This window comes from Cupriavidus pauculus (assembly GCF_022179805.1).
Taxonomy (GTDB): Bacteria; Pseudomonadota; Gammaproteobacteria; order Burkholderiales; family Burkholderiaceae; genus Cupriavidus; species Cupriavidus pauculus_E.
In genome coordinates this window covers 105,255-124,850 of sequence record NZ_BPUO01000011.1, presented here as the reverse complement: position 1 = coordinate 124,850, position 19,596 = coordinate 105,255, and the positions used below count along the sequence as shown (strand labels likewise).

Here is a 19,596-nt window from a genome sequence, read left to right as displayed (position 1 = left end):
TGCCCTCACCCCCAACCCCTCTCCCGCCGTGCGGGAGAGGGGAGCGAAGGCGACGCGGGATGGGAGAAAACAACCGCTACCGAGTCGCCTTTGCCTCGCCGATCAACCCCGCATCCCGCACCTCCGTCGGCATTGCCGACCACCCTCCCCCTAGCGACTTGTACAGCCCGGCCGCACTGGTCAGCACGTCGACCTGTCCCTGAATCGCCGCCAGTTGCACCGTGAATAGCTTCTGCCGGGCATCTGTCACTTCGAGATAGCTGGAATAACCACCTTCGTAACGCGCATTGGCCTGGTCGGCGTAGATCGTCAGGCTCTGCTCCTGCTTGCGCAGGCTGACCAGCCGGTTGCGTGTCTCGATGCCGTTGGACAGCGATGTATTCACATCGGCCAGCGCGTTGAGCACGCTGGACTGGTAGCCCAGCATCGCCTGGCTGCTCACCGCCTCGGCCGCATTGACCTGCCCGCGGATCGCGCCGCCCTGGAATATGGGCTGGGTCAGGTTGGCGCCAAAGCCCCAGATCTGCGAGGCGCTGTGCCACAGCGCGCCCGGCGACGTAGCCAGCGCGCCAAAGAATCCCGACAGGTTGACCGATGGCAGGAACAGCGCCAGCGCGGCACCCACTTGCGCGTTGGCGGCCACGGCTTGTTGCTCGGCCTGCAGCACGTCGGGCCGGCGCGCCAGCAATGCGGCGGGCAAGTCGGCGCCTATCGCCGGTGCCTGCAGGTCGGCCACGGCCTTGCCGCGCTCGATCGGGCCGGGCTCGCGGCCTAGCAGCAGCGACAGCGCGTTCTCGGCCTGGGCGATCGACGACCGCAGCGTCGGGATCGTGGCCTCGGCGGAGTAGTAGTCGTTTTCCGATTGCGCGAGCTCGACCTGCGAGATCACGCCGCCCTCGTAGCGTTGCCGGAAGATGTCCAGCGCCTGCCCGCGCGTGGTCAGCGTGTCTTGCGCCACGGCCAACTGCGCGTCGAGCCCGCGTAGCGTGGCGTAGCCCTGCACCACCGACGCGGCCAGCGACAGCACCACGCCGCGCCGCGTGTATTCGGCATTCCACAGGTCGGCCTCGGCGGACTCGGCCTGGCGGCGGATGCGGCCCCAGAGGTCGATTTCCCAGCTCGCGTTGAGCAGCGCCTCGTACGAATTGCGCGGTGCGCCGAACGACTGGAAGGCCGTGCCATTGAACCCGCCGCTCTTCTGCCGCGCCGCCGATGCCGTGGCGTTGAGCTGCGGATAGAAGCCCGAGCGCGCCACCATGAGCTGGGCGCGGAATTCCTCGATCCGGGCCGACGCGATGCGGGCGTCGTAGTTGTTGCGCAGCGCCGTCTCCACCATCGCGGTCAGCACCGGGTCGTTGAAGCTGTTCCACCAGTCGCTGTCGGCCGCCACGGTCAGCAGACCGGTGTCGATGCGGTACGCCTGCGGCTCTGCCACCTCAGGGCGCTGGTAGTTGGGGCCGATGGCACAGGCTGACATCAGGCCCGCACCCAGGGCCAGCACCACGCAGCGGCAGGTACGTTTCATGACGGTTCTCCAGCGGGCGGTGTGGCGGTGGCCTCGGGAGCCGGCTTGCCCTTGCGCGCGGCCCACTTGTCCGATGCCGTGCCGACCATCCACGAGAACAGCGGCACGAACAGCAGCGCCAGCGTGGTGGCGGCTATCATGCCGCCGATGATGCCGGTGCCGATGGAATGGCGCGAGTTCGAGCCCGCGCCCGACGCGATGAACAGCGGCACCGCGCCCAGGATGAACGCCAGCGACGTCATCACGATGGGCCGCAGCCGCAGCTTGGCGGCCTCCACGGCCGCGTCGGCGTGCGACAACCCTTCCTGGTGCTTCATCACCGCGAACTCGACGATCAGGATGGCGTTCTTGGCCGCCAGCCCGATCAGCGTCACCAACCCGATCTGGAAGTACACGTCGTTCGACAAGCCGCGTAGCAGAATGGCCAGCAGCGCGCCGAAGATGCCGAACGGCACCGCCGTCAGGATCGACATCGGCAGCGACCACGACTCGTACTGCGCCGCCAGGATCAGGAACACCATGACGATGCCGAACACGAACACGATGGTGGTGGTATTGCCCGACTTCTTCTGCTCGAACGCCTCGCCGCTCCACGCAAAGCTGTAGCTGGCGGGTAGGGTTTCACGCGCCACGGCCTCCATGGCGGCCAGCGCCTGGCCCGAGCTGAACCCCGGCGCGGCATCGCCAGTGATCTTGGCGGCCGGGAAGTTGTTGAAGCGCGATAGCAGGTCCGGACCGCTGGCGTAGCGGTTCAGCAGCAGACCCGACACCGGCACCATCTTGTCGTCACGCCCGCGCACGTACAGGTATTCCAGGTCGTTCGGCGTGCCCCGGTATTGCGGCTCCGCCTGCAGGATCACCTGCCACACACGGCTGTATTGCGAGAACTGGCTGATGTAGAGCGACCCGAACTGGGTCTGCAGCGTGCCGTACACGTCAGAGATCGGCACGCCCATGGTTTCGGCCTTCTCCTTGTCCACCTCCACGCGCATCTGGCGCGATGCCGACTGGATGGTGCTGGTCAGCCGCCCCAGCTCGTGATGGCTCGCCGCGGCCTTGATGAAATTGCGCGTCACGCCTTCCAGCTCGGCCGTGGTACCGGTGCCCCGGTTCTGGATCCAGAACTCGAAGCCGCCCTGCGACCCCAGCCCCGGGATCGACGGCGGGTTCACCGGGATGATGATGGCCTCTGAAATGGCGCGCAGCTTCGGCGTCATCTCGTGCAGCATCGCGGGCACGCCTAGGTCCGCCGAGTCGCGCTTCTTGAAACTCTTCATGCCCACGAACACGGTGCCCGCGTTGGTCTTGTACTGGCTGTCGATAAAGCTGTAGCCGGACAGCGCCGACGCATCCTCCACGGCCGGATGCTGGCGGAACATCGCCGCCACCTGCTCGGTCACCTTCTCGGTGCGGTCCAGGCTGGCGGAGTCCGGCATGATCACGGCCACCAGGATATAGCCCTGGTCCTCGGCCGGCACGAATGCTGTGGGAATGCGCGAGAACATCTGCCACACCGCCACGATCATGATCGCGAACAGCCCCAGGGCCAGCACGCTGCGGCGCATGAAGCCGCGCACCCAGTTGCCGTAGTGATGCACGATCCAGTCGAAACGTTCGTTGAACCAGACAAAGCCGCGCCACGGCGTGTGGTGCCCTGGCTTCAGGATCATGGCCGCCAGCGCCGGCGACAGCGTCAATGCGCAGAAGCCCGAGATCACCACCGACACGACGATGGTCAGCGCGAACTGCCGGTAGAGCTGGCCCGTGGTGCCAGAAACAAACGCCACCGGAATGAACACCGCCGACAGCACCAGCACGATGGCGACGACCGGGCCGGTCACTTCGTTCATGGCGCGCAACGTGGCGTCGCGTGGCGACAGCTTAAACTCCGCCATGTTGCGCTCGACGTTTTCCACCACCACGATGGCGTCATCCACCACGATGCCGATGGCCAGCACCAGCGCGAACAGCGTGAGCAGGTTGATCGAAAATCCCAGCGCCAGCAGCCCTGCGAAGGTGCCGATGATCGACACGAACACGGCCAGCACCGGAATCACCGTGGCGCGGAAGTTCTGCAGGAAGATGAACACCACCAGCACCACCAGGATCACCGCCTCCACCAGCGTATGCACCACTTCCTCGATGGACGCGCTGACGAACTCGGTGGTGTCGAGCGACACCTTGTACGCGATGCCAGCAGGGAACGACTTGGCCATCTCGTCGAGCGTCTTCTTCACGTCCTTGGCCACCTGGATCGCGTTGGAGCCCGGCTGCTGGTAGACGGCGATGATCGTCGCCGGCTTGCTGTTCAACGACGAGCGCAGCGTGTACTGCTGCTGACCCACTTCGGCGCGGCCCACGTCGCGCAGCCGCACGATGGCCGCGCCCTGGCTGTCGGCGCGCAGGATGATGTCCTCGAACTGCTTGGGCGTGGTCAGCCGGCCCGGCGTGACCAGCGGGAACGACAGCTCCACCGGCTTGGCGTTCGGCGCCTGGCCGACGCTGCCGGCGCCGAACTGCTCGTTCTGGTTCTGTACGGCGCGCTGCACGTCCTGCGCCGTGATGCCCAGTGCCGCCATGCGGTCCGGGCGCAGCCAGATACGCATGGCCAGGTCTGCCGAGCCCATGATTTGCGCCTGGTTGGCGCCGTTCACGCGCTTAATGGCATCCAGCACATACAGGTTGGCGTAATTGTTGATGTACTGCTGGTCGAAGCGGCCATCGGGCGAGTACACGGCAATCAGCAGCAGGAAGCTCGACGACCGCTTCTGCACGTTGATGCCGGTCTTCTGCACGGTGTCGGGCAGTTGTGGCAGGGCCAGGTTCACGCGGTTCTGCACCTGCACCTGTGCGGTGTCCGGATCGGTGCCGATGTCGAAGTAGACGTTCAGCGTCATCGACCCCGTGGGCGACGACGTGGACTGCATGTAGATCATGTTGTCCGCGCCGTTGACCTGGGTTTCGATTGGCGCGGCCACGGTCTGGGCCACGGTGTCGGAGTCGGCGCCCGCGTACGTGGCGCTGACCGTCACCTGGGGCGGCGTGATGTCGGGGTACTGGGCGATGGGCAGCGCGAACATGGCCACGCCGCCTCCAATGACGATGATCAGCGACACGACCATCGCGAAGATCGGCCGATTGACGAAGAAGGCGGAGAACATGGCGGGTCTCCGGTCAGGGCTTCGCGGCCGGGGCCGATGCCGCCGTGGGCGCCGAAGCCGGCGTGGCCGGCCGGCTGCCCTCGCCCACCGCCGCCAGCGGCGCCTCGCCGGTGATCTTGACCGGCGCGCCCTCGGTGAGCTTGCCTGCGCCATCCACCACCACCACCTCATCGGGCTGCAGCCCCTTGGCGATGCGCCACATCGACCCGGACAGCTCGCCCACCATCACCGGGCGCGGCATCGCCTTGTTGTCCTTGTCGACCACGAACACGACGTCGCCCTTCGGGCCGTGCATCACCGCGCGCTGCGGCACCACGATGGCGCCGGGGCGCCGCGCGCCGTCCACCAGCACGCGCACGAACTGGCCGGGCCGCAGCACGCCATCGGGATTCGGCATCAGCGCGCGAACCAGGAAGGTGCCAGTCTGCTGGTTGTAGGTGGCATCGGCAAAGGTAATACGGCCTTTCTGCGGATACTCGCTGCCATCGGCCATGACCACCGTCACCGTGTAGTGCTGGTCATCGGGCACCACCAGCGACTTGTCCAGCCGCTGGGCGCGGAACTGCAGCGTCTGCGGCTCCGACACGCTGAAGTTGATCCGCATGGGCTGCAGCGTGGACACCGTGGTCAGCAGGCTGTTGGTGGTGCTGACGTAGGCGCCTTCGGGCAGTACCGCGAAGCTGGACACGCCGTCCACGGGCGACCGCACATAGGTGTACGAAAGGTTCAGCTGCTGGGTTTCCACCTCGGCCGTGGCCTGTTCCACGCCTGCCGCCGCTTCATGGAAGTTTCCGGTGGCGTCGTCGAGATCCTTCTGAGACAGCGCGTTGCGCTCCGCCAGCGGTTTCACGCGCGCCAGGTTTGACCGCGCAACTTCCAGCCGCGCCTTCTGCTGCTGGAGCTGCGCCCGGGCGGCGTCGAGCTGGGCCTGGAATGGCTTGTGGTCGATCTCGAACAGCAACTGGTCGTTCTTGACCACCGCGCCTTCGGTGTAGTTGCGCTTGATGAGGAAGCCCGCCACGCGTGCGCGGATATCCACCGCCTGGTCGCTCTGCGTCTGGCCGACGAAGTCGAATGTCACCGGCAGGTCCTGCGCGCGGGTCTTGAAGACCTGCACGGGCACGGCCTGCTGCGCCGCCGCAGGCAGCTCGGACTTGCCACAGGCGGCCAGCAGAACAATTGTCGCGACTCCACCTGCAAACCGGCGCGCACGCGCCATTCGAACTGCCCGCGTCATTGCCGCTCCCTGGCGAACAGGCGCTCCGCGCCCTTGTATGCGGCAGGTTAAGTGTGTGCAGATGCTGCGGCCACTGAAAGTTTTATTTGGGCCGTTAAGCGATTTCGTGGGTAACCGCCTACCGGCGGAATCCGTGGAAATGCCCGCCTCCGCCGCCAAACCGCCCGCCGCCCCCTGCGAACCTGCCCTGCCACTGCTGTGCAGCCGCGCTGTTGAACCGCTGCTGGCCCATATCGCGCGCCTGGCGCTGCTGGTCCAGCCGGCCTTGCATCTCGGCGTTCTGCTGCACGGGCTCCCAGCCATTGGTAGTGTGCTTCTGCCAGCCGTTGTCGGTGTGCTGGTACACATTGCCGTCGTGGCCCGCGTAGACATTGCCGTTGTTCCAGGCCACCGCGTTGTCCTTGTTCGGATTGGCGACAAAGCCCCGGCTGCCGGCCGCGTACTGCCCGGTCTGCGTATTGCCCGCGATACCTGCCTCGGCGGCGCCCACGCGCCCCGTCTGCGCGTTGTAGCCGGCCGCCTGCCGGCCAGCCGCGTAGTTGCCCGTGTACTCGTTGCCAGCCACGCCGCCACGCGCGGCGCCTTCGCGCCCCGTGGACGGATTGGAAAACGATCCCTGCCGCCCGGCCGCATAGTTGCCCGAATACGGGTTGAACGCCGCGCCCTGGCTGCCCTGGTAGCGCGCCCCCGTGGCGGCGTTGTAGCCGGAGCCGGCCGTGCCGCGCCACTGGGTGCCCGTCCAGGCATTCCAGCCTTCGGCATGGGTCACCGTGCCCTGCCCCCAGCGCCCGTAGAAGTTGGCCTGGTTGATGTTGACGAAGCTACCGCCGCCATACCAGTAAGGCCCCCAGTACGGCACGGCCGAGCCCCAGATGGCCCCGGCCGCGAAGCCGAACGCGAACCCTTCGGCCACGCCGATGCCAAACCCGGCGCCGTAGCCGTACGTCACCGGATAGCCGTAGTAATAGGTGCCAACGTACGGCGGATAGACGTAGCCCGTGCCGTAGACCACGGTACCGTCCGGGTTGACCACCACGCCGAGGTAGCCCGGCGTATAGCCCACCACCACGGTCGTGGGCGTGACCGAGTAGATGCGGACATAGGTCACGTAGTACAGCGGAGAGCTGGGCGGAATCGTGTAGATGGCCGACGGTACCTCGGTGGCCACCTGCCACGGGCCACCTGCCACGTTGGCCGTGAACCAGACGCCATTGACCACGGCGTAGTAGTGCGAAGGGTCGACCTCGATCACAGGCGTGCCGGTGTTGACCGCGTAGCGCAGCGACGTGCCCGTGACCGACTCGAACTTCGGCGGGCCGTCATAGGTCACCGCTGCCACGGCCTTGCTGCGCGACACCGAGGCCGTCTGCGGAATCGTCGCCGCGATCTCGGCTTCGCGCGCCTGGGGCGTGCCAGGCACCGACACCAGCACATTCGCCTTCGGATCGTTCGGCGAGATCTTGGCGAAGTCGCCCGGCAACTGGGTGCCCGCCACGTATTCCCACGGGCCGTTGAGCATGGCCGCCCGGAACCAGCGGCCCGAGATCAGCACATAGGTCTGATTGCTGGACGGGTCAATGAACACCGCATGGTCGGCGTTCGACATCGTCAGCAGCCCGGTTCCATCCACCGGCTTCATCTGCGGCTCGCCCGAGGTCTGGATCAGTTCGGCCGGCTGCGTGGCCATCAGCACCGACGGCGCGCGCGGCGGCTTCTTGCCATCGGCGGGCATCAGCGGATCGGGCTTCGGTTCGTCCTTGGACGCCGCCATCTTGCTGACCGCTCCCATCAGCGCCGCCGGGGGCGTGGCCACCGGTTCCCACGTGCCGCCAGCCGACTCCGAGCGATACCAGTACCCGGCCGCCTGCAGCCACAGCTCGCCGCCCGCATCGCGCAACAGCAGCGCGCGGCTGTTGATGGCGCGTTCGTACGATGTGCCGGCCACCGCGCGCCATGCGGGATCGCCGTCCACATGCACCATGACAGTGGGCGTGGTGGCAAACAGGATCTGCGGCGCATTGTTCTTCACCGGCACGCGCGCCGCCTTGGCCAGTTGCTGCGATACCGCATAGCTGGCCTGCAGCTCCTCCAGCGGCACGGTCATCCCCGGAGTCGTCAACTGGCCGATCAGCGCCTGCCGCACCTTGTCGGCGGCGTCGGGCCGCGTGGGCATGTCGACGCTGTCGATCTGGATATTGGTCAGTTGCACCAGCGACGACGGCTTGTCGATATCGGCCTGCGCCGAGAAGCGCGCCACGCCATAGGTAGGCGTGCCGGTCTTGGCACCAATAGCCACGGCCGCGCGGCCGGACAGGCGGTTGCCTTCCCATTTCTCGATCTCGGGCTGGTACAGCTCCACATGCTCGCCCGCCACGTCGAAGTTGCGCGGCCAGGTCAGCGTCGCCAGTTTCTTCGTGGCGCTGGCTTCGGTGGGCTGTTTCGCCGCCTGCACCCCGGACGGCAGGACGGCAAGCAGGGTCACGGCGATCAGCGTCTGGGTCAGGCAGGAAGGCTTCGCGAAAGACATGGAAACTCCAGCGTTAGGCGTCGGTTGAATCTAAATTAGTGCGCTGACGCCAACAATGCGCGACGAAAACATTCATCAGGCTTCCGTAAAACGGACAGATCACATTTTTTGCTCGCAGCGGCACGTGGCGCACATCCGATATCCAGGCAGGCCTTGAAGCAGCGATGGGCAGCCTCACCTACACTCGAATCCGACTCTGCCGCCCCCTGCCATGAGTACCAGGCGCTCCCGCCGTTCCCTGCTGGTTCCCACCGCCATCGTCGCGCTGCTGCACGCCTATATCGGCGCGCGGCTGCTGCCTGCGCTGCCCCTGCCCATGGCCGTGCATACGCTGGCGGTGCTGTGGCTGGTGACGTCGACGCTGCTGATTCCCGCCGCCCTGATGGCGCGGCGCCTCGCCGGCGGCTGGGCCGACCGGCTGAGCTGGATCGGCATGCTGGCAATGGGATTCTTCTCGTCGTTGCTAGTGCTGACCGTGGCGCGCGACATCTTCCTGCTGGTGGCGATGCTGGCCGGCTGGCAGCCCGCCGGCCTGGCCTTCTACAGCGCGACGGCCGTGGTCGGCCTGTCGGTGGCGGTGTCGGTGATGGGCTACTTCAACGCGCGCGGGCTGGCGCAGGTGAAAAAAGTGGATGTACCGATCGCCGACCTGCCCGATGCGTTCCAGGGCTTCACGATCGCGCAGATCAGCGACATCCACGTGGGGCCGACGATCAAGGCGCCCTACCTGAAACGTATTGTCGACCGCGTGAACGGCCTCAAGCCCGATGCCATCGCCATCACCGGCGACCTGGTCGACGGATCGGTGCGCGAGTTGTCCGAGCATACGGCGCCGTTTGGGCTGCTATCGGCGCCGCACGGTGCGTATGTGGTCACGGGCAACCACGAGTACTACTCGGGCGCCGAACCCTGGATCGAGGAATTGTCGCGCCTGGGCCTGCGCGTGCTGATGAACGAGCACGTGGTGGTGGCGCGCGGTGACGATGCGCTGGTGCTGGGCGGCGTGACCGATTTCACGGCCGGCGGCTTTATCGAAAGCCATCGCAGCGATCCGGTGAAGGCGCTGCACGGCGCACCGGCCCACGCGGCGGCACGCGTGCTGTTCGCGCACCAGCCCCGCTCGGCACCGGCCGCCGCGGCGGCGGGCTTCGACCTGCAGTTGTCGGGACACACCCACGGCGGCCAGTTCTGGCCTTGGAATCTGTTCGTGCCGATGCAGCAGCCCTATGTGCATGGGCTGAACCGGCATGAAAGGATGTGGATTTACGTGAGCCGCGGAACGGGCTACTGGGGACCGCCGAAGCGGTTTGGGGCACCGTCGGAGATTACGTTGGTGCGGCTGGTGAGGGGGTGAAAGACCTCAAGCCAGCTCCCCTCTCCCGCAAGGCGGGAGAGGGGAGCAAATCAAAACCGAGAGGAAAGCAAAGCCCCCAATCAGCGCATGATCGGCTTGTAGCGGATGCGCTTGGGCTTGGCGGCTTCTTCGCCCAGGCGCTTCTTCTTGTCGGCTTCGTATTCCTGGTAGTTACCGGAGAAGAACTCCACGTGCGAGTCGCCTTCGAAGGCCAGGATGTGGGTGGCGATACGGTCGAGGAACCAGCGATCGTGGGAGATCACCATGACGCAGCCGGCAAACTCCAGCAGTGCGTCTTCCAGCGCGCGCAGCGTTTCCACGTCGAGGTCGTTCGACGGTTCGTCCAGCAGCAGCACGTTGCCGCCCGCGATCAGCGTCTTGGCCATGTGCAGACGGCCGCGTTCGCCGCCTGACAGCGTGCCCACGGTCTTCTGCTGGTCGCCGCCCTTGAAGTTGAAGCGGCCGATGTACGCGCGCGACGGCGTCTCGTAGCGGCCCACGGTCAGGATGTCCGACCCGCCCGAGATTTCCTCGAACACGGTCTTGCTGCCATCCAGCGCGTCGCGGCTCTGGTCCACGAACGCCATCTTCACGGTCGGACCCACCTTGATCTCGCCGCTGTCCGGCGTTTCCTTGCCGGTCAGCATCTTGAAGAAGGTCGACTTGCCGGCGCCGTTCGGGCCGATGATGCCAACGATGGCGCCCGGCGGCACCTTGAAGCTCAGGTTCTCGATCAGCATGCGATCGCCAAAGCCCTTGCTGACGTTATCGAACTCGATGACTTCGTTGCCCAGGCGCTCACCCACGGGGATAAAGATTTCCTGGGTTTCGTTGCGCTTCTGGTATTCCTGGCTGTTCAGTTCGTCGAAACGGGCCAGACGCGCCTTCGACTTGGCCTGACGGCCCTTCGGGTTCTGGCGCACCCACTCCAGTTCCTTGTTCAGCGCCTTCTGGCGGGCCGATTCGGTGGCCTCTTCCTGCTTCAGGCGGTCTTCCTTCTGCTCCAGCCACGAGCTGTAGTTGCCCTTCCAGGGAATGCCGTGGCCACGGTCCAGTTCCAGAATCCACTCGGCGGCGTTGTCCAGGAAGTAGCGATCGTGGGTGACGGCCACCACGGTGCCCGGGAAGCGCGTCAGGAACTGTTCGAGCCAGTCCACCGATTCGGCGTCCAGGTGGTTGGTCGGTTCGTCGAGCAGCAGCATGTCGGGGCGCGACAGCAGCAGGCGGCACAGCGCCACACGGCGCTTTTCACCACCGGACAGGTTGCCGATCTTGGCGTCCCACGGCGGCAGGCGCAGCGCGTCGGCGGCGATTTCCAGTTGCAGCTCGGCGTTGTTGCCATCGCTGGCGGACAGGATCGCTTCGTACTTGGCCTGGTCAGCAGCCAGTGCGTCGAAGTCGGCGTCCGGCTCGGCGTAGGCGGCGTAGATCTCGTCGAGCTTCTTGCGGGCTTCGAACACGCCGCCCAGTGCCTCTTCCACCGATTCGCGGACGGTCTGCTCGGGGTCGAGCTGCGGTTCCTGCGACAGGTAGCCGATGTTCAGGTTCGGCATCGGCGTGGCTTCGCCTTCGATCTCCTTGTCGAGACCGGCCATGATCTTCAGCAGCGTGGACTTGCCCGAGCCGTTCAGGCCCAGCACGCCGATCTTGGCACCAGGGAAGAAGGACAGCGAGATGTCCTTGAGAATGTGACGCTTGGGCGGAACGATCTTGCCCACGCGGTTCATGGTGAAAACGTACTGTGCCATGGGGTGCGTGATCGGTTGGATTCGGTTGGATTCGGTTGGAATGCGGGGAATTCGAGGAATTCCGGGAATGGCGGGAGTGTAGCAAACGGTGCGGCCGCTTTTGCCCGGCCATCGCCAATCGGACGCGCCCGGTACAATGGCGGGTTTCGCATTCGCGCCGTTTTGACACCGGAATCCCATGAGCAAACCCGCCCTGACCCTGAAGTTCAAGTGCAAGAAGTGCACGAAACCCGTCACGCTGTACCTGCAAAAGACGTCGGCCTGCTCGCACATCACCCCGTACCAGGGCTTCTGCAAGTGCGGCGAACTGATGCGCCACGCCACCGGCGACAAGGATGCCGTCGAGTCCTTCGTGAACTCGATGGACAACAGCTGGATGCATCACCACCATCACCACCACTGAAATGTCCGAAGGCTGGCGTCCGGGCGTGAAAGACCCGATGCGATTCCTGGGCGGCTATCCGCCCAACGTGCTCGACCAAGTGCGCGCCGCGATGGCAGCCGGCACGCTGGGCGACCACATCGCGCGCCGCTATCCCGAACGGCATGCCGTCCAGACCGATCGCGCGCTCTACGAATACACCAGCGACATCAAGCAGGAATACCTGCGCAGCGCGCCGCCGCTGCACAAGGTGGGCTACGACGCGCGGCTCGATACCGCGCAGCATGCGCTGGGCCTGCACACGGCCATTTCGCGCGTGCAGGGCGGCAAGTTGAAAGCGAAAAAGGAAATCCGCGTGGCGTCGCTGTTCAAGGACGCACCGCCCGAATTCCTGCGCATGATCGTGGTGCACGAACTGGCGCACCTGAAGGAATCGGATCACAACAAGGCGTTCTACCGGCTCTGCGAACATATGGAGCCGAGCTACCACCAGTTGGAGTTTGATACGCGGTTGTATCTGACTTGGCGGGAGATGGAGAAGGCTGGCGGCGGTTGATCTGCCGACGGTTGCTCCCCTCTCCCACTGACGTGGGAGAGGGGAGCCAAATTTCATACATCAGATCAATCGCAGCTATACCGGAACTTGTCGTTCAGCGCCAACGGCAGCACCAGTGTGCGCATGTTCAACGCCTGGGCCTTCGCACAAAGCTTCGTGCGCGTGGCCGCGTCCTTCCATTTCGCCTGATATTCGATGTTGAACACAGGCTTGCCCTGCACCGTGAACGCCGAGTAACCTCCGCATTCGTTGTACTGGAAGCACTGCTCGTTCAACGCGAAATCGTATGACGATGCCAGGTCGGCCAGCAGTGCTACGGCGTTCTTCAGACCGATGGCCAGGCCGCGTGCGTGCGCCTGATCAGCCAGGTAGCGGTTGTAGTCGAGCTGCGTGGCCGCGGTCAGCGGGAAGCCCGGCTTGTTGGTGTAGCCGTCGACGTTGTCTGCATCGATGCCATCGCAGCCCTTCGACTTCGCCAGGTCCATGCGCGCCTGCATGATCGCGCGGACATTGGCCGAGCGCGTGTCGAGCCAGCGCTCACCGGCCCAGCCATCGAGCGCGTTGCCCATGTCGGCCGCCTTGAACTTCGAGAAATCGGGGCGCCAGTCCTCGCTGCTGCCAGCCGAGAAGTAGCACACCACCCGCTTGCCCTGCGCCTTCAACGCGTTGATGGTGGCCTGGGGCGTATCGAACAGGTCGATGTTGTAGACCGCGACGTTGTAGCCGGTGTTGATCGTGCCTTGCAGCTGGATCTGCCACGTGTCCGTCAGCGACGGCATCCAGCGCGTGGGATTGGTGATCGTGTTCTGGGAAACGGCACTCGTAGACAGCGTGGTGGCTGCTTCGGACACGCGCACCACCGAACCGCCATCGTCGTCGCTACCACCGCCGCACGCGGCCAGCGAGGCGACAAGGGTTGCCAGCGCCAGTCGCGACGCGCGACGGCCTGCAAGTCTGCTATGCATATTTGACCTCTCCTGTTGTACCCAATAAACCCAACAAAAAATGACCGCTGTGTATTGCCCTTTTCAGGAAGGGTCGATCAGCGTGCTGCCGATTATGCGCGAGACAAGCGCCGATGCCATCTTCGTGTCATCGGACACCGCAACCCTTTTGGGGACTTGCCTGCCTTAGCGTTATCGGAGACGCCATCGCAAACTGAAGCACGCCTCGAATCAGACGCATCGCGCCGGCGATATTGGCTGAATGTCCGGTCATTCAGTAACCAAAACGACACATTTGTTCCCTAGTATCTGCGGCGGCTCTCTCCCCGCCCGTCCCCGCTGCCGCGGAGGACACCCCACAAATACTGGAGGAACACATGTCGTACATCACCGACAAGCTGCGCGCCCCGCGCCGCGAAGCCGAAGGCAACAAGACTGTCCCGGGTCAGACGCTGGAAGAACTGGTTGCCGCCAATCCCGCACGCCGCCGCGTGCTGCGCGGCAGCCTCGGCGTTTCGCTGCTGTCCGCGTTCGGCGGCAGCTCGCTGCTTGCCGCCTGCGGTGGCGACGACGACAACAACAGCGCCGCGCCGGCACCTGCCCCGGCGCCCGCCCCGGCCCCAGGGCCGGCCCAGCAACCGCTGGACTACAGCGTCAACTTCCAGTCGCTGCCCTCGAAGATCACCGAAAACAAGGTGACCGTACCCAACACGTATGACACGTACGTGCTGTTTTCCGCCGGCGATCCTGTGGCCGCTGGCGCGGCCGGCTACAAGGGCGCATTCCAGTCGTCGATGGAAACCGAGCAGCAGGCCGGTGGCAACCACGACGGCATGCACTACTTCGAGGTCCCCGGCGTCGATCCGCAGAAGGGCGGCCTGTTGGTGATGAACCACGAGGCACCGGATTCCGCCATCCTGCTGCCCACCGCCTACAACCCAGCCACCGCCACGCCCGAGGAAAAGCGCATCGTGCTGTCGTCGGTCGGCGTGTCGGTCATCGAAATCGAACTGGTGGCCAACAAGTGGCAGGTCAAGCGCAACTCGCTCTACAACAAGCGCTACTCGGGCAACACGTCGTATCGCGTGTCCGGCCCCGCCGCCAGCGTGGTGGGCCCAGTGGTCATCGGCACGCTGAACAACTGCTCCAGCGGCCATACGCCGTGGGGCACCTACCTCACGTGCGAGGAAACCACCGACAACTACATCGATCCGACGCAAGCCGAGGAAGGCTACGGCTGGGTCGTGGAAATCGACCCGCTGCAGCAGATCAGCGGCATGCCGGTGAAGCGCACCGCCATGGGCCGCTTCGACCATGAAAACACCGCGTTCATGGCCAATGCCAGCAACCGCGTGGCCTTCTACATGGGCGACGACGGCACGCCGGGCTGCATCTACAAGTTCATCCCGAGCAACGCGTTCGATGCCTCCAATCGCCTGAACAACGCCAGCCTGCTGGACAACGGCACGCTGTACGCCGCCAAGTTCAACGGCGACGGTACCGGCGAATGGATCGAACTGACCCAAGGCAAGAACGGCCTGGTCGCGGGCGCCTCCGACCCCGGCAACTGGACCCAGGCCGCCGCAGGCGTGGTGGTGCCAGTCAACGTCGACTTCAATACCCAGGCCGACGTGCTGGTGAACACCAAGGCCGCCGCCCGCGTAGCCGGCGCCACGCTGATGGACCGCCCCGAGTGGATCACGGTGGGCCAGGACAAGACCATCTACTGCACGCTGACCAACAACGGCGGCCGCGTGCAAACCGACGCCGCCAACCCGCGCGCCAACAACCCGCACGGCCACATCGTCCGCTGGCGCGAAGACGGCGATTCGCCGCTGGCCACCAAGTTCAAGTGGGAAATCCTGCTGCTGGCCGGCGACCCGTCAATCGCCGCCGCCAACCAGAAGGGCAACATGATCGGCGCCACCTTCAGCAGCCCCGACGGCATCCGCATAGACCCGAAGGGCCGCCTCTGGATCCAGACCGACGCCGGCACCGGCTCGTCGGTGACCAGCATCTTCGGCGCCAACTCGATGCACTACCTGGACCAGGCAACCCGCGAAGTCCGCCGCATCCTGGTAGGTCCTGCTGGGTGTGAGATCACTGGGTTGGCATATACGCCGGATCTGACGACGTTCTTTGTGAATATTCAGCATCCGACTGGGGATTCCACCGGCCAGTGGCCGGACAAGGCGCTGCCGTCGAGGTCGTCGACGGTGGTGTTGCGGCATAAGGAGGGGAAGCCGGTGGGGGCTTGAGGTTCTGGCTGATTTTTCTTGTTGAGTGATTGCAGGAAAGGACACCGCGGGGGCTTTGATTCTTGCGGTGTTTTTATTTGCTTAAGCGTTCGCGCAAAAGAGACCGCGGAAAGCAAAAAGGCCACGCTCTCGCGTGGCCTTTTCACATGAAACTGGTGCCGGCTGCAGGACTCGAACCCGCCACCTGATGATTACAAATCAACTGCTCTACCTGATGAGCTAAGCCGGCATGTTTGGTGCAGACCGCGATTCTACTGTATGCGGTGTGTCTTGGCGATGGCTTATTTGACTACCTTCAGGGAAGGCTTTTTGCCGCCGATTCGCGGGACGGGGGGCGGGTTGGGATCGTCGTCCGAGCCCTCGATGCCCTCTTCCGCGGTGACCGGTGCTGGCGTGTCGGCGTCGACCGAGGCCAGTTTCGGAGGCGGGTTGTTTTCGCGTTCCGTGGCGGCCTGGGTTTCGGGGATGCTGCGCTCGACGGGGAACGCCATACCCTGGCCGTTTTCACGTGCATAGATGGCGAGCACGTTTTCCACGGGCACGTCGATCTTGCGCGAAACGCCACCGAAGCGCGCGCTGAAGCCGATCCACTCGTTGCCCATATCCAGGCCGCTGGTCGCGTCGAAGCTTACGTTCAGCACGATCTCGTTGTTCTTCACGAACTCGCGTGGCACGTTGGTGTTGCCGTCGACAAAGACTGCGATATACGGCGTGAAGCCGTTATCCGTGCACCATTCGTAGATGGCACGGATCAGGTAGGGCTTGGTGGAGGTTTCTGGCATTACGCTTGAGCGGTGGCGTCGGGGGCGACTTAACGACGCATGACCTTTTCAGACGGGGTCAGCGCTTCGATGTAGGCCGGGCGGCTGAAGATGCGTTCCGCGTACTTCAGCAGCGGCGCGGCGTTCTTCGACAATTCGATGCCGTAATGGTCCAGGCGCCACAGCAGCGGGGCGATGGCCACGTCGAGCATCGAGAACTCTTCGCCCAGCATGTACTTGTTCTTCACGAAGATCGGAGCAAGTTGCGTCAGGCGGTCGCGAATCGCGGCGCGGGCGCGCTCGTGGTTCTTCTCGGCGGCCTTGCCCTTTTCGTTCTCCAGCGTGTACACGTGGGTGAACAGTTCCTTTTCGAAGTTGAACAGGAACAGGCGGGCGCGGGCGCGCTGCACCGGGTCAGCCGGCATCAGCTGCGGGTGCGGGAAGCGCTCGTCGATGTACTCGTTGATGATGTTCGATTCGTACAGGATCAGGTCGCGTTCGACGAGAATCGGCACCTGGCCGTACGGGTTCATCACCGAAATATCTTCCGGCTTGTTGAACAGGTCAACGTCGCGGATTTCGAAGTCCATGCCCTTTTCGAACAGGACAAGGCGGCAACGTTGGGAAAACGGGCAGGTGGTACCCGAATACAACACCATCATGGTTGAATTCCTTGGGTGTGAAGTGCGCCAAATTTATGGAAATTCGGCGAACTTGATCATGCTGGTTCTAGACAGGGCAAACATTCTGCCGGATCGCCCCATCGAAAAGCAAATTAGTTACAAATAGCAGGCGCCCCACTCCGAGTGACTTTTCAGGCTGGTCTCGTGGAAAGGCACAAAACAAAAGGGCCGGCGCGGTGCTGCACTGCTGCAACTTCCGCGCCGGCCCTCGGGGCGGCATTCCTTCGCTGTTACATATTCTGTTACAACTGCCGGCACCGCGCCCTGCTAATACTTACTTCACGTCCTTCCAGAACGCGGCATTCAGGCGCCAGGCGAACACGGTGAAAACGCCCAGGAACAGCAGCACCCAGACGCCTAGCCGCTTGCGGTGGCTTTGCGCCGGCTCGGCCATCCAGTTCAGGTAGTTCACCAGATCAGCCACGGCCTGGTCGTACTCCTGCGTGTTCATCTTGCCCGGCGTCAGCTGTTCCCAGCCGGCCAGCTTGTGCACCTTCTGGCCATGCTCCTCCACCTCGGCGAACTTCGGCGCGCGCTGGCCCTGCAGCTCCCACAGCACGTGCGGCATGCCCACTGCCGGGAAGACCAGGTTGTTCCAGCCCGTGGCGCGCGAGTCGTCACGGTAGAACGTGCGCAGATAGGTGTAGAGCCAGTCGTTGCCGCGTGCGCGGGAGATGACCGACAGGTCCGGCGGGTTGGCGCCAAAGAACGCCTTGGCATCCTTCGGCGGCAGCGCGATCGTCATCGTATCGCCAACCTTATCCCCCGAAAACAGCAGATTCTGGCGAATCTGGTCATCGGTCAGGTCCAGGTCCTTGAGCCGGTTGTAGCGCATCATCGACGCGCCGTGGCAGTTCAGGCAGTAGTTGACGAACAGCTTGGCGCCACGCTGCAGCGACGAGACATCGCTCGTGTCCAGCGGAGCCGGCTCCAGCGGATAACCGCCTTCTGAGGCCATCGCGGGCAGCGCGGCAAGGCATGCGCCGACCAGTGCGAAGATCGAAAGCAACTTTTTCATCTTGTGTCCTTGTCCTCTTGTAGGGTCGCGCAGCGTCTTAGTGCGGATGGAACGTGACGCGCTCCGGCACCGGCTTGAACGTGCCGGCACGGCTCCACAGCGGCATGATCAGGAAGAAGGCGAAGTACAGCAGCGTACCGAGCTGCGACACCTTCTCACCCACCGGCGACGGCGGTTGCACGCCCAGGTACCCGAGGACCAGGAACACCACCACGAAGACGATCAGAATCGACTTGTGGAAAGCGGGACGATAGCGGATGGACTTGACCGGCGAGCAGTCGAGCCACGGCATGAAGAACAGCACGATCACCGAGCCGCCCATCACCAGCACGCCCCAGAACTTGGCGTCGATGAAGTAGAAGCCCACGGCCAGGATCACCATGATGGCCACCGAGCCAATCCTGATGCGTGCGTCCTTCGTGCGCAGGAACACCATGCCCAGCACGACCGCGAAGAACAGCCACAGGATCGGCAGGAAGTTCGACGTCGTGGCGCGCAGCATCGAGTAGAACGGCGTGAAGTACCACACCGGTGCAATGTGCGGCGGCGTCTTGAGCGGATCAGCCGGGAAGAAGTTGTTGGCCTCCAGGAAATAGCCACCCACGTCCGGGAAGAAGAAGATCACGGCCGAGAAGACGATCAGGAAGCCGGCCACGCCCAGCAGGTCGTGCACCGAGTAGTACGGGTGGAACGGAATGCCGTCGAGCGGAATGCCGTTCTCGTCCTTCTTCGCCTTGATCTCCACGCCGTCCGGGTTGTTCGAGCCCACTTCGTGCAGCGCGATGATGTGCGCCACCACCAAGCCCAACAGCACCAGCGGCACCGCAATCACGTGGAACGAGAAGAAGCGGTTCAGCGTGGCATCGCTCACCACGTAGTCACCGCGGATGAACAGCGACAGGTCCTGGCCGATCACGGGGATCGCCGAGAACAGGTTCACGATCACCTGCGCGCCCCAGTACGACATCTGGCCCCAGGGCAGCAGATAGCCCATGAACGCTTCGGCCATCAGGCACAGGAAAATCAGGCACCCGAAGATCCAGACCAGCTCGCGCGGCTTGCGATACGAACCGTACAGCAGGCCACGGAACATGTGCAGGTACACCACGACGAAGAACGCCGAGGCGCCGGTGGAGTGCATGTAGCGCACCAGCCAGCCCCATGGCACTTCGCGCATGATGAATTCCACGCTGGCGAACGCCACCGGAATGCCGGCCGCGTTCAGCGTGCCGTCCGGCTTGTAGTTCATCACCAGGAAGATGCCGGTGACGATCTGGATCACCAGCACCAGCAGTGCCAGCGATCCGAAGAAGTACCAGAAGTTGAAGTTCTTCGGCGCGTAGTACTTGGAGAGGTGGTCTTCCCAGAGCTGGGTGGCGGGAAAACGGGCGTCGATCCAGCCCAGCAGCCCGGTGGTCTTGACTTCTTTTTCGGCCGCCATG

Annotated in this window: 14 protein-coding genes and 1 tRNA gene; 4 read left to right on the top strand and 11 right to left on the bottom strand. The window is 64.4% G+C overall.

The annotated features are described in order from the left end of the window. Window positions 1-76: 76 nt before the first annotated feature. The 4 genes from MFF62_RS22020 to MFF62_RS22005 form a co-directional block, all read right to left on the bottom strand. On the bottom strand, window positions 77-1,525 hold the full coding sequence (locus tag MFF62_RS22020; protein ID WP_238265231.1) for an efflux transporter outer membrane subunit: 1,449 nt from the start codon (window positions 1,523-1,525) through the stop codon (window positions 77-79). Further along, window positions 1,522-4,686, bottom strand: a complete 3,165-nt coding sequence (locus MFF62_RS22015; protein ID WP_238265230.1) for an efflux RND transporter permease subunit — start codon at window positions 4,684-4,686, stop codon at window positions 1,522-1,524. Before MFF62_RS22015 ends, MFF62_RS22020 begins: the two co-directional genes overlap by 4 nt. Before the next feature lie 13 nt (window positions 4,687-4,699). Then, window positions 4,700-5,923 carry an efflux RND transporter periplasmic adaptor subunit gene (locus MFF62_RS22010; protein ID WP_238265229.1) on the bottom strand — a complete coding sequence of 408 codons (1,224 nt, stop codon included), beginning with the start codon at window positions 5,921-5,923 and terminating at the stop codon, window positions 4,700-4,702. 118 nt (window positions 5,924-6,041) lie between these two features. Continuing rightward, on the bottom strand, window positions 6,042-8,450 hold the full coding sequence (locus MFF62_RS22005) for a carbohydrate-binding family V/XII (RefSeq protein ID WP_238265228.1): 2,409 nt from the start codon (window positions 8,448-8,450) through the stop codon (window positions 6,042-6,044). A gap of 211 nt (window positions 8,451-8,661) precedes the next feature. Between MFF62_RS22005 and MFF62_RS22000 the strand changes: the two genes are divergently transcribed. Continuing rightward, complete coding sequence (locus MFF62_RS22000) at window positions 8,662-9,804, top strand: metallophosphoesterase (RefSeq protein ID WP_238265227.1); 1,143 nt, start codon at window positions 8,662-8,664, stop codon at window positions 9,802-9,804. A gap of 80 nt (window positions 9,805-9,884) precedes the next feature. Here MFF62_RS22000 and ettA read toward each other — a convergent pair whose 3' ends face one another. Next, complete coding sequence (gene ettA / locus MFF62_RS21995; RefSeq protein WP_238265226.1) at window positions 9,885-11,552, bottom strand: energy-dependent translational throttle protein EttA; 1,668 nt, start codon at window positions 11,550-11,552, stop codon at window positions 9,885-9,887. A 178-nt stretch (window positions 11,553-11,730) separates the two neighbouring features. On the opposite strand from ettA, the gene MFF62_RS21990 reads away from it, so the two are divergent. Both MFF62_RS21990 and MFF62_RS21985 read left to right on the top strand, forming a co-directional pair. Next, window positions 11,731-11,955 carry a hypothetical protein gene (locus MFF62_RS21990; RefSeq protein ID WP_061953311.1) on the top strand — a complete coding sequence of 75 codons (225 nt, stop codon included), beginning with the start codon at window positions 11,731-11,733 and terminating at the stop codon, window positions 11,953-11,955. 37 nt (window positions 11,956-11,992) lie between these two features. Further along, entirely contained in the window at window positions 11,993-12,490 is a 498-nt protein-coding gene (locus MFF62_RS21985; RefSeq protein WP_238265297.1) for a M48 family metallopeptidase, read from the top strand. 65 nt (window positions 12,491-12,555) lie between these two features. Here the strand turns inward: MFF62_RS21985 and MFF62_RS21980 are convergent, their stop codons facing one another. Continuing rightward, window positions 12,556-13,455, bottom strand: coding sequence for an endo alpha-1,4 polygalactosaminidase (locus tag MFF62_RS21980; protein ID WP_238265225.1), 900 nt, complete (start codon window positions 13,453-13,455; stop codon window positions 12,556-12,558). 356 nt (window positions 13,456-13,811) lie between these two features. Here MFF62_RS21980 and MFF62_RS21975 point away from each other — a divergent pair, with 356 nt between their 5' ends. After that, complete coding sequence (locus MFF62_RS21975) at window positions 13,812-15,692, top strand: PhoX family protein (RefSeq protein ID WP_238265224.1); 1,881 nt, start codon at window positions 13,812-13,814, stop codon at window positions 15,690-15,692. Between the two features lie 153 nt (window positions 15,693-15,845). Here the strand turns inward: MFF62_RS21975 and MFF62_RS21970 are convergent. The 5 genes from MFF62_RS21970 to MFF62_RS21950 all read right to left on the bottom strand — a co-directional run bounded on the left by MFF62_RS21970 (window position 15,846) and on the right by MFF62_RS21950 (window position 19,595). Then, a tRNA-Thr gene (locus MFF62_RS21970) sits at window positions 15,846-15,921 on the bottom strand. Window positions 15,922-15,973: 52 nt separating this feature from the next. Next, on the bottom strand, window positions 15,974-16,474 hold the full coding sequence (locus MFF62_RS21965) for a ClpXP protease specificity-enhancing factor (RefSeq protein ID WP_238265223.1): 501 nt from the start codon (window positions 16,472-16,474) through the stop codon (window positions 15,974-15,976). A gap of 29 nt (window positions 16,475-16,503) precedes the next feature. Next, a complete protein-coding gene (locus tag MFF62_RS21960) occupies window positions 16,504-17,115 on the bottom strand; it encodes a glutathione S-transferase N-terminal domain-containing protein (protein WP_010812311.1) in 612 nt (203 codons plus the stop codon). A 295-nt stretch (window positions 17,116-17,410) separates the two neighbouring features. Beyond that, window positions 17,411-18,154 carry a cytochrome c1 gene (locus MFF62_RS21955; RefSeq protein WP_238265222.1) on the bottom strand — a complete coding sequence of 248 codons (744 nt, stop codon included), beginning with the start codon at window positions 18,152-18,154 and terminating at the stop codon, window positions 17,411-17,413. A gap of 37 nt (window positions 18,155-18,191) precedes the next feature. Beyond that, window positions 18,192-19,595 carry a cytochrome b gene (locus tag MFF62_RS21950; protein ID WP_238265221.1) on the bottom strand — a complete coding sequence of 468 codons (1,404 nt, stop codon included), beginning with the start codon at window positions 19,593-19,595 and terminating at the stop codon, window positions 18,192-18,194. Window position 19,596 lies beyond the last annotated feature (1 nt).

Excerpts from the sequence above, each read along its gene's own strand:
- MFF62_RS22020 (WP_238265231.1), bottom strand. The coding sequence starts at position 1,525 with ATGAAACGTACCTGCCGCTGCGTGGTGCTGGCCCTGGGTGCGGGCCTG.
- MFF62_RS22015 (WP_238265230.1), bottom strand. The coding sequence starts at position 4,686 with ATGTTCTCCGCCTTCTTCGTCAATCGGCCGATCTTCGCGATGGTCGTG.
- MFF62_RS22010 (WP_238265229.1), bottom strand. The coding sequence starts at position 5,923 with ATGACGCGGGCAGTTCGAATGGCGCGTGCGCGCCGGTTTGCAGGTGGA.
- MFF62_RS22005 (WP_238265228.1), bottom strand. The coding sequence starts at position 8,450 with ATGTCTTTCGCGAAGCCTTCCTGCCTGACCCAGACGCTGATCGCCGTG.
- MFF62_RS22000 (WP_238265227.1), top strand. The coding sequence starts at position 8,662 with ATGAGTACCAGGCGCTCCCGCCGTTCCCTGCTGGTTCCCACCGCCATC.
- ettA (WP_238265226.1), bottom strand. The coding sequence starts at position 11,552 with ATGGCACAGTACGTTTTCACCATGAACCGCGTGGGCAAGATCGTTCCG.
- MFF62_RS21990 (WP_061953311.1), top strand. The coding sequence starts at position 11,731 with ATGAGCAAACCCGCCCTGACCCTGAAGTTCAAGTGCAAGAAGTGCACG.
- MFF62_RS21985 (WP_238265297.1), top strand. The coding sequence starts at position 11,993 with ATGCGATTCCTGGGCGGCTATCCGCCCAACGTGCTCGACCAAGTGCGC.
- MFF62_RS21980 (WP_238265225.1), bottom strand. The coding sequence starts at position 13,455 with ATGCATAGCAGACTTGCAGGCCGTCGCGCGTCGCGACTGGCGCTGGCA.
- MFF62_RS21975 (WP_238265224.1), top strand. The coding sequence starts at position 13,812 with ATGTCGTACATCACCGACAAGCTGCGCGCCCCGCGCCGCGAAGCCGAA.
- MFF62_RS21965 (WP_238265223.1), bottom strand. The coding sequence starts at position 16,474 with ATGCCAGAAACCTCCACCAAGCCCTACCTGATCCGTGCCATCTACGAA.
- MFF62_RS21960 (WP_010812311.1), bottom strand. The coding sequence starts at position 17,115 with ATGATGGTGTTGTATTCGGGTACCACCTGCCCGTTTTCCCAACGTTGC.
- MFF62_RS21955 (WP_238265222.1), bottom strand. The coding sequence starts at position 18,154 with ATGAAAAAGTTGCTTTCGATCTTCGCACTGGTCGGCGCATGCCTTGCC.
- MFF62_RS21950 (WP_238265221.1), bottom strand. The coding sequence starts at position 19,595 with ATGGCGGCCGAAAAAGAAGTCAAGACCACCGGGCTGCTGGGCTGGATC.